The organism is Allocatenococcus thiocycli (assembly GCF_921292965.1).
Taxonomy (GTDB): domain Bacteria; phylum Pseudomonadota; class Gammaproteobacteria; order Enterobacterales; family Vibrionaceae; genus Vibrio; species Vibrio natriegens.
Window position 1 is genome coordinate 62,541 of sequence record NZ_CAKLCK010000026.1, and the last position, 13,546, is coordinate 76,086.

The 13,546-nt window shown below is 46.2% G+C and carries 11 protein-coding genes and 1 pseudogene; 6 read left to right on the forward strand and 6 right to left on the reverse strand.

Annotation, left to right across the window (positions count from 1 at the left end):
• Positions 1-212 precede the first annotated feature (212 nt).
• Together L9Q40_RS09160 and mpl are read right to left on the reverse strand one after the other, a co-directional pair.
• Positions 213-848: a flavin prenyltransferase UbiX gene (locus L9Q40_RS09160; RefSeq protein ID WP_065301908.1), complete on the reverse strand. Its 636-nt coding sequence runs from the start codon at positions 846-848 to the stop codon at positions 213-215.
• Between the two features lie 5 nt (positions 849-853).
• Entirely contained in the window at positions 854-2,212 is a 1,359-nt protein-coding gene (gene mpl, locus L9Q40_RS09165; RefSeq protein WP_498793089.1) for a UDP-N-acetylmuramate:L-alanyl-gamma-D-glutamyl-meso-diaminopimelate ligase, read from the reverse strand.
• 311 nt (positions 2,213-2,523) lie between these two features.
• On the opposite strand from mpl, the gene fbp reads away from it, so the two are divergent.
• Together fbp and ppa are read left to right on the forward strand one after the other, a co-directional pair.
• A complete protein-coding gene (gene fbp, locus L9Q40_RS09170) occupies positions 2,524-3,537 on the forward strand; it encodes a class 1 fructose-bisphosphatase (RefSeq protein WP_020335825.1) in 1,014 nt (337 codons plus the stop codon).
• A 114-nt stretch (positions 3,538-3,651) separates the two neighbouring features.
• Positions 3,652-4,182, forward strand: a complete 531-nt coding sequence (gene ppa, locus L9Q40_RS09175) for an inorganic diphosphatase (RefSeq protein ID WP_014230697.1) — start codon at positions 3,652-3,654, stop codon at positions 4,180-4,182.
• 146 nt (positions 4,183-4,328) lie between these two features.
• On the opposite strand, the gene L9Q40_RS09180 is transcribed toward ppa, so the two are convergent.
• The 3 genes and pseudogenes from L9Q40_RS09180 to tamA all read right to left on the reverse strand — a co-directional run bounded on the left by L9Q40_RS09180 (position 4,329) and on the right by tamA (position 10,322).
• Positions 4,329-4,676 (reverse strand): gamma-glutamylcyclotransferase family protein, encoded by a 348-nt coding sequence (locus L9Q40_RS09180; protein ID WP_014230696.1) that lies wholly within the window; start codon positions 4,674-4,676, stop codon positions 4,329-4,331.
• Positions 4,677-4,703: 27 nt separating this feature from the next.
• Positions 4,704-8,610, reverse strand: a pseudogene (gene tamB / locus L9Q40_RS09185) (autotransporter assembly complex protein TamB).
• On the reverse strand, positions 8,607-10,322 hold the full coding sequence (gene tamA / locus L9Q40_RS09190) for an autotransporter assembly complex protein TamA (protein ID WP_014230694.1): 1,716 nt from the start codon (positions 10,320-10,322) through the stop codon (positions 8,607-8,609). The pseudogene tamB and the gene tamA overlap by 4 nt, the downstream one beginning before the upstream one ends.
• A 175-nt stretch (positions 10,323-10,497) precedes the next feature.
• Between tamA and msrA the strand changes: the two genes are divergently transcribed.
• A complete protein-coding gene (gene msrA, locus L9Q40_RS09195) occupies positions 10,498-11,136 on the forward strand; it encodes a peptide-methionine (S)-S-oxide reductase MsrA (RefSeq protein ID WP_065296290.1) in 639 nt (212 codons plus the stop codon).
• An 83-nt stretch (positions 11,137-11,219) separates the two neighbouring features.
• Here the strand turns inward: msrA and L9Q40_RS09200 are convergent, their stop codons facing one another.
• Entirely contained in the window at positions 11,220-11,423 is a 204-nt protein-coding gene (locus tag L9Q40_RS09200) for a DUF1107 domain-containing protein (RefSeq protein ID WP_014230692.1), read from the reverse strand.
• Between the two features lie 280 nt (positions 11,424-11,703).
• Here L9Q40_RS09200 and L9Q40_RS09205 point away from each other — a divergent pair, with 280 nt between their 5' ends.
• The 3 genes from L9Q40_RS09205 to zrgA all read left to right on the forward strand — a co-directional run bounded on the left by L9Q40_RS09205 (position 11,704) and on the right by zrgA (position 13,498).
• Positions 11,704-12,255 carry a YtfJ family protein gene (locus L9Q40_RS09205; RefSeq protein ID WP_118117623.1) on the forward strand — a complete coding sequence of 184 codons (552 nt, stop codon included), beginning with the start codon at positions 11,704-11,706 and terminating at the stop codon, positions 12,253-12,255.
• A 146-nt stretch (positions 12,256-12,401) separates the two neighbouring features.
• Positions 12,402-12,725, forward strand: coding sequence for a DUF2607 family protein (locus tag L9Q40_RS09210; protein WP_014230690.1), 324 nt, complete (start codon positions 12,402-12,404; stop codon positions 12,723-12,725).
• Positions 12,726-12,832: 107 nt separating this feature from the next.
• Positions 12,833-13,498 (forward strand): zinc uptake protein ZrgA, encoded by a 666-nt coding sequence (gene zrgA, locus L9Q40_RS09215; protein WP_498793090.1) that lies wholly within the window; start codon positions 12,833-12,835, stop codon positions 13,496-13,498.
• Positions 13,499-13,546 lie beyond the last annotated feature (48 nt).

The window sequence follows — 13,546 nt, forward strand, 5'->3', positions numbered from 1 at the left end:
TGGTTCAGGTATTACGGGTCCCCGTAGCCTAACTAGGTTAAGCCATTAGGTCTCAGCGCCCTTAAGTATTGATCAACACAATACAAAATGGGGTTGCTCCCCGATGAGTTGGATGGATTGTATACCCAAACCCCCTCGCGATGCTAGGTTGCGCGAGGGGGTTTGGGACTTAGATGAAGATCAGGCTACGTAGCAAGGTAACTATTTATGAATTATGAACGTTGGTCGTATCCCCAGCGCGGGACCAATCCTTGCTCAATCCCCAGATGGTCGAGAATTCGCGCCACCATAAAGTCGATTAAGTCTTCGATAGTCTTTGGCTGATGATAAAAACCCGGCGCTGCGGGCATGATGGTAACGCCCATTTGCGATAGCTTGTGCATATTTTCCAGATGCAGGGTCGAAAATGGCGTTTCACGCACTACAAGAAGCAGCTGGCCACGCTCTTTCATCACCACATCAGCGGCACGCTCAATCAGGTTATCCGACATACCGTGTGCAATCGCCGCGACGCTGCCTGCCGAACACGGACAAACCACCATTTGTTTTGGAGCCGCAGAGCCTGAAGCCACTGGCGAGAACCAATCATCTTTACCACAGACAGTAATGTTGTCAGGGTTACACTTCAGGTGCTCCACCAGCGCTTTTTGCGCCGCTTCAGGACCACTTGGCAGCTTCAGGTCATGCTCGGTTGCCATCACAACCCTCGCTGCGGAAGATATCAACACATAGACGTGATAATCCGCAGCGACCAAACATTCCAGAAGTCTCAAGCCATAAGGCGCACCAGAAGCACCAGTAAGTGCTAGGGTAATGGCTTTTCTTTGTTGATGTTTTTTGTGAGACATAAGGATTAAGCTTTTTGTTTTAATTGTTCGAGAAGTTTACCGTGAATACCGCCAAAGCCACCATTGCTCATAACCAGAATTTGATCACCAGGCTTTGCACGTTCAACGATTTTCGCAACAAAACGGCCCAAATCAGCGTCAACAAAAGCTGGTTGCTGGCATTGGTCTGCAATTTCCTGTACCGACCATTCAATATTGTCTGGCTGGAACAAGAACACTTCATCGGCACTGTGTAATGAGTCCGCTAGCGTATTCTTATGCACACCACGCTTCATGGTGGCAGAGCGAGGCTCCAGTACTGCTAAGATACGTTTGTCACCCACCTTGTTACGCAGACCGCCAACCGTTAGTTCAATAGCGGTAGGATGATGAGCAAAATCGTCGTAAACCGTCACACCTTGCTCTTCACCTTTAAGTTCTAAGCGGCGTTTGGTATTGATAAAACGGCCCAATGCCTGACAGGCTAACTCTGGAGTCACGCCGACGTGCCTTGCAGCAGCTATTGCCATCAATGCATTATCCACATTGTGGTCGCCCACTAAGTCCCACTCAACAACACCGACTTTCTCACCTTGCAGCGATACTTCGAACTTCGAGCCATCGACGACCAGTTTATGCGCTTGCCAGTCGCCATCTTCACCAGAAAACTGCTTGTCTGTCCAACAACCGCGCTCAAGTACATCAGCAAGTGCCTGATCTTGTTTAGGAGACAGAATAAGACCATTGCCCGGGACAGTACGTACCAAATGGTGAAATTGACGCTTAATCGCTTCAAGATCGTCGAAGATATCTGCATGATCAAACTCAAGATTATTCATGATTAACGTACGTGGGTGGTAATGGACAAACTTAGAACGCTTGTCGAAAAAAGCACTGTCGTATTCATCCGCTTCAACAACGAAAAACATGCTTTCTCCCAGTCGAGCAGAAACACCAAAGTTACCCAGAACGCCCCCAACCAGGAAACCAGGTTGGTAACCACAGTCTTCGAGTATCCAAGCCAGCATGCTTGAAGTGGTCGTTTTGCCATGCGTCCCAGACACCGCTAGCACCCAGCGATCGTGAAGTAAAAACTCATTCAACCACTGCGGACCGGAGGTATAACGCATGTTGCTGTTGAGTACATGCTCTACGCATGGGTTGCCACGACTCATGGCATTGCCAATCACGACTAGGTCAGGTTCAGGATCAAGCTGAGAAGGGTCGAAGCCTTCAATAATTTCAATACCTTGAGACTCCAACAATGTGCTCATCGGAGGGTAAACATTCGCATCAGAGCCCGTTACTTTGTGGCCGAGCTGGCGAGCTAAAATTGCCGCGCCACCCATAAACGTGCCGCAGATACCCAAGATATGGATGTGCATAAACTTAACCTTGTAATGCCGTGTTTGATGCTTTCATTATCGCGATAACCACCAGAAAAGCGAGAGACTTTCACCTTGTTCTTGCTGTCACTTTCAAAAAAATGACAAGCCTGAACACGGACTGTACAGTCACTGAAGTAAATGATGAACTCGTCAGTGACAAGACAAATAAATTGAGATCTCAGACGGTTACTTCATTACCATTAAAAAGATCTTCGACATAAAATTACGTTTAGCGCAAACGTTTAACATCCATAAAGAGATGCCCCGTTGCGCAACACCCCCAATAAATGAAAATGTAAGGATTGACCATGTCTGGATTGCGCACCCTAGGCGAATTCATTGTCGAGAAACAAGCGGATTTCCCCCACGCTAGCGGTGATCTATCATCTCTTTTAGCATCCATTCGTTTAGCTGCGAAAATCGTTAACCGCGAAATTAATGCAGCTGGCCTTGGCGATATTACTGGTGCTGTTGGCACAGAGAATGTCCAAGGTGAAGCTCAGCAAAAGCTAGACGTTTATGCAAACGACAAGTTTAAAGCGGCACTTGAAGCTCGTGACCAAGTTTGTGGCGTAGCCAGCGAAGAAGAAGATGAGGCGGTTGCATTCAATAAAGAACTCAACCAAAACGCCAAGTACGTTGTATTAATGGATCCACTTGATGGTTCATCTAATATCGACGTGAACGTTTCTGTAGGTACTATTTTTTCAATTTACCGCCGTGTATCACCAATTGGTACGCCAGCAACAGAAGAAGATTTCCTTCAGCCAGGTCACAAACAAGTTGCGGCTGGTTACGTGATTTACGGCTCTTCAACCATGTTGGTTTACACAACAGGTAACGGCGTGAATGGCTTCACGTACGATCCTTCTATCGGCAGCTTCTGTCTTTCTCATGAAAACATGATGATCCCTGAAGAAGGCAAAATCTATTCTATCAACGAAGGTAACTACATCCGCTTCCCACTTGGTGTGAAGAAGTACATCAAGTACTGTCAGGAAAATGTACCTGAAGATGGTCGTCCATACACGTCTCGCTACATCGGCTCTTTAGTAGCAGACTTCCACCGCAACTTGTTAAAAGGCGGTATCTACCTATACCCAAGCACGCAAAGCCATCCACAAGGTAAACTGCGTCTGCTTTACGAGTGCAACCCAATGGCATTCCTAATCGAGCAAGCAGGTGGTATCGCTTCTGACGGCGTGAATCGCATCATGGACATCAAGCCAACAGAATTACACCAACGTGTGCCGTTCTTTGTCGGTTCAAAAAACATGGTACGTAAGGTCGAAGAATTCCTTGAGAAGAATCGCGACGAATAGACCTTTGTCCAACGCGGCAGGTGTTTACCTGCCGTGTTTTTGTCGCTAAAGTGAGTTGCGAATAAATCGTAATAAGATGAGGTTCCCTCATCCTCAATGAAAAGGAAGTTTCAAATGAGCCTAAACCATGTACCAGCAGGTAAATCTCTGCCTGAAGATATCTATGTCGTTATCGAAATTCCTGCAAACGCAGACCCAATTAAATACGAAGTAGATAAAGACTCTGGTGCTGTATTTGTTGACCGTTTTATGTCTGCACCAATGTTCTACCCATGTAACTACGGTTACGTGAACAACACACTGTCTCTAGATGGTGACCCTGTAGACGTACTTGTTCCGACTCCATACCCATTGATGCCAGGTTCAGTGATTCGTTGCCGCCCTGTTGGTGTGCTTAAAATGACTGATGAATCTGGTGAAGATGCTAAAGTTGTCGCGGTTCCTCACTCTAAAATCTCTAAAGAGTACGAGCACATTCAAGACGTCGGTGACATCCCAGAGCTACTGAAAGCGCAAATTACGCATTTCTTTGAGCGTTACAAAGAGCTGGAATCCGGTAAATGGGTGAAGGTTGATGGCTGGGCAGACGTGGAAGCCGCAAAAGCTGAAATCCTGGAATCTTACGATCGCGCACAAAACAAATAAATGCGACCAGAATGAAAAAAGAGCTGCAAATACGCAGCTCTTTTTTATGCCTGAACGTCACATAAGCTTCAGTCGATTTGTACGCCAACATAGTATGCGACTAACGTCGTAGCCATGATAAGACTCAGCAGTGACACTCGGCCGACCTATACTCTTTGGCACCAATCTCCGGATGCGATCTCTTCCGTTAGTTGCTCGGTATCCTGATAAATGTAAATCCAAGCCTGACCAAACGGTGTGCTAATGCTCTCACGTCGGTACTCTACCGGAACATCCTCCAGTTTATCTAGCGCCGTTAGCGTATCGTCATCAATCAGATAGACTTCACCTTGTATGGTTTGGTGACCTTTCGACACCCCAGGGTATGGACCTAAATCATACAAGGTGTATTGAGCATCACTTTCATGCAGCCCCAGGAATTGCCCCGAGCTCAAGTAGTGATGGTTGTACTCTCCTTTGCGTAACGTTCCGTATACAAAGACTAAATGCTGCATAACCACTCCTTAGTTATGAGTTACGCTTTAATCAAACTCGAATTGATAGAGTAGATCAACTGCACTGTCTACACCAGAAACCGCTTCTAAATACAGATCCTGCATTAATCGGTAACGAACAGTAAATTCACCCAGAGAGTTAAAGATACCGACACCATATTTCACCTGAAGACCCGGGAATATATAACCACTCACCGTCACCTGAGAGTCGTCACCCGATCCCGCAGTATCGAGCTGCAAATCTTGAACACCAAAGGCTTCACCTATCTGTCCAACAACACGACCACTTTTTGCCAAACTCAAGCCAATCAGGGTAGTGGTCATGGCATTACCACCAGATTCTGCATCGATGTCTTGACCTCGTAATAGGTAGGACAGCGCGTTTGCCTGAGGCATAGCAGGATCTGAGAAGATCTCCAAACTTGGGTCAGATGCAGGGCCAGTAACACGAACACCTGCGGTCACATCATCTTGCGTGTTATCAGGGTTACGGATGGCAGAAATCGACAGATAAGGCTCATCCGCTGGGCCATTCATCATGATTTTACCTTCATCAATCACCAAATCTTGGCCAAATGAGCGGTAGGAACCATCGACAATGTTAACTTCACCAACAATAAATGGACCTTTGTCTTTTTGAGTCACATTGAGGTTACCCCTCAGACCACCTTTCAGACCAAATGCCGACAGCTGAAAATCGTCGCCAATCTTAATATTAATATCGGTCTCGACATTAAACGGTACTGCCACAGTGTCATCAACTGGCTGTAAGTTTTCATCCAAAATGACTACGTCACTCGAAACGCCAACCGCGCTTGGTGGTAACTCTTCAACGACAATGCGTCCCCACGGCAGATTAATATTACCTTGAACTTTGGCTAAATTTGGCGTCACCTCAAGCGTCATATCTGGCTCGACTTTGATTTTCACCATAGGAGGCATATCTACTTTCAGCTCTTTAGCGAACACTCGAGCTTTGGTATGCCAGTCCTGTAGGTCTTGCCAGTCCGCATCACCGGTAATTTCCAATTTGCCATCTGGGGTGTTGATGCCAGCGTTGAGGTCAGCTTGATGGCCTTTAAAGTTGATTTCTACCTGACCTGAGTCGATATCAATTGGCGTCACTTCACCGTTCAGTTTAATTTGGTCAATCAGGAACTGGCCGTTCACCCTTGGGTGCATGACATCACCAGATAACGCCAAATCGGTATTCATATTGGCTTTAAACAAGCTGTATTCGCCAATCAATGGCGCTAAGAAGTCCAGATGGAGTGTCGAAAGTGACACGTTACCCGCGATCTCAGGAGACTCAGCAGAGACATTAATCAGTGACACATTACCGGAGAGATCACCGTTATCCGCCACATCGACGAGCCACTGAGCATCGAGCTTGTCTTTTGCTAACGCCGCTTTAAAGCTAACACTTTCCCAACCAACCGTAATTGGTTGCTCCAGCGCTTGTTCCACCTGACCTTGTGGCATATCGACATTCAACGTCACTTCAGGCTTCATGTTTGGAGCCCATTTAGCAAAGGCTTGTGCGTTCACTTCACCTTGCAGTTTCGTTTCTGCCGGCAATAGTGTCTTGATTTGGCTAAAGTCAAAGTTATTCACCGCTAACTTCGCCTCACCACTTTTGCCTACACTGATGTTTTCAGATAAACACACACTTGAATCAGCTTGTAACCAACAGTGCGCCTGAACATCCGCGATCTGCTTGTCGATATTGACCTTCACTGCCGTCGACTTTTCCAGTGCCCAAGGCCCTTGAATGGTATCAAGCGACAAACGAGTTAGCGCACCGTCCCAGATCATTTCAGGCTTCTGAGTAAATGCGCCCTGAATCTCCAGGCTGGTTGATACGATATCCGAGGCCACATCTAAGGTAAGTTGATGCTGCTTTTCATCACCTGAGACATCGAGATCAGCGCTATCAATCTTGATGCCGTCATAGTTAATGTTATTTGCTACTAAGCTCACGTTAGCTTTTGGTACGGGTAACGGTGAAACATCCCCTTTCAGCGTGACCGTTTCTACTTTGGCTAACTGCTGCCAGTTCGCTTTATTGACGGCAAGATCCAGGTTGATGTTCGGCTCTTTTAAGCTGCCTCGTACCGCAATTTTACCGTTCATATTGCCGCTAAGATCAGGCACACTTTTCGCAAAATCAGGGAAGTTAACCTCAACGTCCATCAAGATTTGTTTATCGATTTTACCCTTGGCACTCAACTGGTTAGGACCATGAGCCAATACTAAACCTTGAGTTGTAAGCTGGATATCTTCGGCTTTGCCATTTTTATCAGAGGCTTCTAACTGCCCCTTCACTTTTAGTGGGTAACCACGTAAAACACCATCAATATCCAGGGTAGGAAGGCTAACCTGCCAGCCGCCTTGCTCCGTCAGCGACCCAGAGGTTGATAAGCTACCGCTGATGTCCCCTTCCGCTTCCTGCCACTGAAGACCCGGCTGGATGTGTTGTAAGTTGAGATCGGCTTGCCAGTTGATTGGCGCCGCCCAGTTAGCCATAACCTTGCCCGACAGTTCGCCGCCTAAGGTTTTCACCACAAGACTTTCCAGATCAATTTGCTCTAAGGTGCCCTTTCCGTTTAGTGCCACATCTACCGCAGGAATATCCTTACCAGATGCTTTAGTTTCCAGCGCTACCTCGTAGCCCTCTAACGAACCTTTAGCGGTAAGACTCGGTACAGCAACCTGATAGTCACTTTCTCCCAACAAAGGCCACTGCGCTTCGACATTGTTGAGGGTTACATCAAACGGTAACTGCACTTTCAGTGGCTGAATTTTGGCTTGGATTTCAGCTTTAGTCAGTTCAGACAATGTTGCCTGCAGCGATAAGTCGCCTGCTGAGCCAGATGCTGACAGCGACAACTTCTGTCCTTTCGCTTCCGCATGTTTCACTAGCGCATCCAGCTGGGCACTAAGAGGATAGTCTGCAGAAAGTGTCACTTGCGTACTCAGCGTAGCCTCAACTTCAGGCATGTCGAGCTCAAGTGTTTGCAAATCAACACGATCACGGCCCGCCTTCGCCACCAAACCGAGATGATGAAACAATAACCGGCGTTTCACCAGCTAACTTGAAGTTATGAATATCGAGACGTCGTACATCGACGGTCAACGGAATCCAGACTTCAGGTAAAACAATATCTTGCGGCTCTGCATCGGCTGTTTTTACTATTTCCGAATCCGTTGCGTTAGTTGCATCGGTCTGGGAATCAGCGACTTCAGTATCAGTGCCCGCGACTGGAGCACTCTGGGTCTCATCCCCCTCGCTGTCAGCCCCTTCGGCTGTGGCTGTCCGGGCTTCTGCGACATCAGTTTCAGTAGGTGCTTGCTCGGTGTCCGTTGGCGCTAATGCAACATTTATCTCTTTTAATGCTGTTGGCGCAATGACTAAGCGGTCGCCCTGCATCGATAACGCGGTCGTGAAATCCTGCCAGTCAACTTGATTACCCAGAACATTCAGATTGATATCATTAAGGCTAACTTTGTTGACGAAAATTGGCACTGGCGTACTGATTGAACGCAGCGGAGGCGTCTCTTCTTCTGGCTCGTCGTTCGCAGGTGGCAGTTCCGGCATCTGAAAGTTGACGCCCTGCAATGAAAGCTCATCGACACACACTCTAGGATCGAAAAAACAACGAAAGTTAACTGCTAAGGTCAGGCGTTCAACTTTCGCATCAACATTCAGTGTTTCATCAACAAAGCTGACGTTTTCCAATGCAAAACGCGGAAATAACGAGCCCTGGACGTTCTCCACTTTCAATTGTGGCACGGCTGTTTCTGCCCCCCATATGGCGAGCTTTAACCCAGGGTGAGTAAAGAGAACTGTTGAGACTAAAATGATGATCAACAACAGAAGACCAATCAAACCTAGCGATAGCCATTTGGTCCACTTAAACATCTTTTGCATCATAGTTCAGGCCCCAATGAGAAATGGATACGAAATTCGTTCTTCTGTGGGTCATCCAATCCCCATGCAAAATCAAAGCTGACCGGACCAACCGGCGAAGCCCAGCGGATACCTACCCCGGCACCCGCTTTCCATACGGGGGTATCATCAAATGCATCACCAATATCGTAGAAAGTCGCCCCCCACCAGTTACCGGTAAGACGATATTGATACTCAAGTGTGCTACTCAGGATATATTTTGCCCCCGTTAACGCTCCACTTTCATCGACAGGCGAGATAGATTCATAACCATAACCACGGATGTTATTGTCACCACCAGCAAAGAAACGCAACGATGGAGGCAACTTATCAAACTCGTCCATAAAGTTAGCGCCGCCTTCTAAGCGGAAAAGTCCACGATGGTTTTCACCAATCCCACGGATCCAAGAGGTTCGGCCCAAAAAGCGAAAGACTCGGGTCGCAGATAAAACGGCTGGGTCGCCATATTCAAACGTGATGGTTTGCTTGTCGCCCCACATTGGCATGCTGCCGCCTCGACTTCTTGTACGTGAGAACGTAGCGCCAGGAAGCAAGAACTGCACACCGTCTTCCTGTAGACCCTGAGAGAAGTTTTCGTACAAGTGACGTATATACAAAGTCTTACGCCAGCCACCATCGACGATCCAGTGGCGTTCTACCGCTAAATTCGTTTCTAGACTTTCGGTATCACGGTTGTCCAAATGCTTTAAGCCAAACTGAAGCTGGTAGTATTCATGCAAAACGTCATCAAGCGGTATTTTGTAGCCTGCTGTAATGGTTTGTTCCGGTTGGGACAGGGAAAGTGCGGTATCTAGACTGTGGCCACGGGAACTGATCCAGGGCTTTTTCCATTTCAATGTGCCACGTACGCCAGTATCAGTGGAGTAACCAAGACCCGTTTCTATCTGGTTTTTGGCCGCCGGAGCAAGAGAAACCTTTACTGGTAAGTCACGTCCTTCCTCCAGCATTGCCAGATCAGGCTCAACAAATACAGACGAAAACCAGTCAGTATTAGACAAGTTCTGGTTGTACTCACCAACACTCGAAACTAAGTAAGGTTCGCCCTCCTCAAAAGGACTTAACGAAGCGACGCGCTCATCCCAAATCTGGCTGCCGGTGATATTAATGGAACCAAAGTGATAGCGGATACCACTGTCATAATGCAAACGAATGTTCGCTTCATTGAATGCAGGTACCACCTCCAAACGGCTGAGTAGATAATCCCCTTTGAAGTAACCGCGCTGCAACGCTAAATTACGTATTCCTGACTTGAGGCTATCGTATTCGCTTTGATTCAGAACCCGGCCAACTTTTAAAGGAGACGCCGCGAGAAGCGCTTCAAATGCTTCATCGTCTTGCGCTTCACCAGTGATCACGACATCCATAACTTTGATCTTGACTGGTAAGCCTTTCGCAATATCGATGATCAGTTCATCATTATTTTCAGTAACAGAATATGAGATATCTGCGTGATAATAGCCAAGTGCGTTGAGTGCTTCAGTGATGCTTTCATCTAATCGCGCTTGAAAACGCAACGAAGTCGAGTAATCTTCTTCAGGAATCGAAGTCAGATAAGCGTTGACATTTTCTTCTAACGCGCCGTCTATACCTTGTAGCTTAATAGATACTTTGGCAGAGGCGTTATGGGAAAAGGCAAACAAGCCAACAACAATGATCGGGAGAGCTTTTTTTATCATGCGTTTTAGATGCGTGAGATTCGTGAGATTAAAGAAACTTGTGTCATAATAGCGCCAATTAAAGGCTAAGTCTGTAATATTCATAACTTTACCGCAGCCTTTGTAAATCCGTATTCACATAAAGACGAACTGGGAAAAGTTCGCAAATTTAAGACAAATTTAAAGGACAGATAGCATGCTCAACAAACAGACACTAATCAGTATAGAAGATGCTCTACCAGGTCGAGAGCAGCCAATGCAAATTGAAGATACGCATTTTGTTAATCAATCCAGTTTAACGGCACCATTGCAGTCTAACCAACAGCAAATTCTATTAGGTATGGGTTGTTTTTGGGGAGCGGAGCGCCTGTTCTGGCAACTGGATGGCGTCATCTCAACATCAGTAGGTTACTCTGGTGGGTACACGAAAAACCCGACTTATGAAGAAGTATGTACAGGACAAACCGGACATGCTGAAGTCGTCAGAGTAGTATTTGATGAGCAAGTTATCTCTCTGGAGCAACTTCTGGCTGCATTTTGGGAAAAGCACGACCCTACACAAGGGATGCGTCAGGGGAACGACCTAGGCACGCAATATCGTTCCGCTATTTATACTTTTTCGCAAGAACAACAAGACATTGCAGAGCATTCAAAGCATCAGTACCAACAAGCACTGCAAGAGGAACAAAGAGCTTCTATCACCACGGAAATCCAACCGGCAGGGACGTACTACTTTGCTGAAACATACCACCAGCAATATCTGGCGAAGAACCCTGAAGGCTACTGCGGCCTTGGTGGTACAGGTGTGTGCTTTCCACCAAGTTTACAAAGCTGATTGAGAAACAACTTAAAATCAACAGCCATTAACGAAAAAGAGCGACCTTAGTCGCTCTTACCATAACGTTGCTTGTAACCTGCTCATCGTAGTTTCAACGATGCGATCTCCTGGTTCACTTCTTTGAACACAGAGAGTCTTTTCTGATCTTTCACGTCTGGTAGAAGAACCTTGCCATTATCAAAATCAAAGTTCCCGACGCCTGCGATGAAAAACTGACCTTTAAATAGCGTCTTTACAAAACGAGCCACCTGGAGTGGTCGGTATACCGCGAATTCACGTAGCATAATTCACCTCAATTCCTTTGAGAAAGTACAGATTGTCTATCCTTAACAATCTTGTAGCGCAATTTGCGAACGACTTCATTCTAGCAAATCCTAAAAACAACGCAATGTTACATCACCTCAAACGTTAAATAAATGTTAACAAGCTCGCTGTAATTTTACTTGTTCTACTTATATACTGGCGACATCCAGATGGTTCCTATAAACCAAGCTCGTCTGATTGTATCCATCATCCAGATGGTTACTTGGTTATAAAGCTCTCACATATATGGAATATAACAATATGAAAATTAAGACTCTCCTACCACTTCTGCTGGCTATGACGCCAAGCCTTTCATTCGCAAATAATTTAACCATCGGCGAAAATGTTCCAGACGTTCGAGTTGGTGCTTATGGTGAAATTGTCATGCAGGGCGAAGGCGTTGCGTATCAACCGTGGGCTGCGCAAAACATGCTGGGCAAAGTACGCGTTATTCAGGCGATAGCCGGACGCAGCAGTGCGAAAGAGATGAACGCCCCGCTAATGTCTGCCATTACTGCCGCGAAGTTTCCTCAAGAAAGTTACCAAACCACAACCATCATCAATCAGGATGATGCGATTTGGGGTACAGGCTCCTTCGTCAAGTCTTCAGCACAAGACAGCAAGAAGGAATTTCCTTGGTCATCAATGGTATTGGATGAAAATGGCTTAGTCGCAAAAGCTTGGGGATTAGAGCAAGAGAGTTCAGCGATCATCGTTCAGGATAAGCAAGGAAAAGTGCTTTTCAGCAAAGAAGGACCTTTAGAACAAAACGAAATCACGCAAGTGATTGAGTTAATCAAGCAAAATATTTAACGGCTACCAATAGGCTCCTTGTTTCGGCAAGTACAAGGAGTCAGTTTCTCAGCATTGTCTGAATTTTCCCTTAACTGACAAAAGAGTGAACTTTTACCAAAAATGAGTGTTATATTATAACACTCATTTGGGTCTCAGGCGCTATGATGGTTCTCTCCAGGCAAACAACAATTCAACATTGCTATCGTACTGTTGTACTTTTCAGTACGGCTTTGCTGATCGTATGGAATTTTGCCAGCCTATTTCATCAAATGGATGTAACACCTGAGCATCACACGCACCATCACTGTCAAATGTTTGCCGGGACTCACCATGGTCTGGCAAAAGCTCAACCCACCATACCAGCCCAGACTTACACTCGGCTCAAGTTTCATGATGTAGTTGAAAACTCACTCCACCTAGAAGAAATACGCAGTTCTGCCCGCGCACCGCCTAATTTTGCTCAAGTTTCATTAACCCAAACCATTTAGTGTTATTAACTCGCACATTCGCGATTTTTAATAATGTATTAAAAGACTTAGTATCAATTGGGATGCATAATCATTCAAATTGATAGACGCAAAATTAGGAAAATAAAATGCCATCTAAACACACTTTGGCTCTTGTTATCGGCTTGTCTCTGTCTACTACAGCAATGGCAGAAGAATATCGCCAACACGATGCGCACGAGCATGGCCATGTAGAGTTTAACATCGCACAAGACGGCAAAGATTTGTTAGTTGAAATCACCGCTCCGGGTGCCGATGTGGTTGGTTTCGAACACGCTCCAGAGAACGCAGAGCAAGAGCAGCAATTAAAACAAGCGGTCGCAAAGCTGGAAGACACCAGCAGCCTTTTTACTATCAATTCACAAGCGGAATGTGACATCGCAGATGTACATGTAGAGCATACCCTTGGTGGCGCGCATGACGAACATGAAGGTCATGACCATGATGAACATCATGATGAACATAAAGACCATGATCACAGTGACCATGACGAACATGAACACCACGATGACCATGATGATCACGAAGGTCACGAAGGTCACGAAGGTCACGACCATGATGCGCACAGCAGCCATGGTGAGTTCTCAGCACAGTACCGCTTCAACTGTGAAAAGGTCAGCGAGCTGAGCACAATCAAAACGGCTTGGTTCAATCAATTCCCGAATACAGAATCAGTCAGCGTTAACCTGTTCACGGATACCACGCAATCAGCGACCAGTTTGAACAAAGACAACGCCGAAATCGTAATCAAATAAACCACATAGCGTGTAAGTACCCACTTACACGCTATTACTTTGGTAACT

Coding starts and splice junctions, on each gene's coding strand:
- msrA (WP_065296290.1), top strand. CDS start 10,498: ATGCTCAACAAACAGACACTAATCAGTATAGAAGATGCTCTACCAGGT.
- mpl (WP_498793089.1), bottom strand. CDS start 2,212: ATGCACATCCATATCTTGGGTATCTGCGGCACGTTTATGGGTGGCGCG.
- L9Q40_RS09180 (WP_014230696.1), bottom strand. CDS start 4,676: ATGCAGCATTTAGTCTTTGTATACGGAACGTTACGCAAAGGAGAGTAC.
- L9Q40_RS09210 (WP_014230690.1), top strand. CDS start 12,402: ATGGTTCTCTCCAGGCAAACAACAATTCAACATTGCTATCGTACTGTT.
- fbp (WP_020335825.1), top strand. CDS start 2,524: ATGTCTGGATTGCGCACCCTAGGCGAATTCATTGTCGAGAAACAAGCG.
- L9Q40_RS09205 (WP_118117623.1), top strand. CDS start 11,704: ATGAAAATTAAGACTCTCCTACCACTTCTGCTGGCTATGACGCCAAGC.
- ppa (WP_014230697.1), top strand. CDS start 3,652: ATGAGCCTAAACCATGTACCAGCAGGTAAATCTCTGCCTGAAGATATC.
- tamA (WP_014230694.1), bottom strand. CDS start 10,322: ATGATAAAAAAAGCTCTCCCGATCATTGTTGTTGGCTTGTTTGCCTTT.
- zrgA (WP_498793090.1), top strand. CDS start 12,833: ATGCCATCTAAACACACTTTGGCTCTTGTTATCGGCTTGTCTCTGTCT.
- L9Q40_RS09200 (WP_014230692.1), bottom strand. CDS start 11,423: ATGCTACGTGAATTCGCGGTATACCGACCACTCCAGGTGGCTCGTTTT.
- L9Q40_RS09160 (WP_065301908.1), bottom strand. CDS start 848: ATGTCTCACAAAAAACATCAACAAAGAAAAGCCATTACCCTAGCACTT.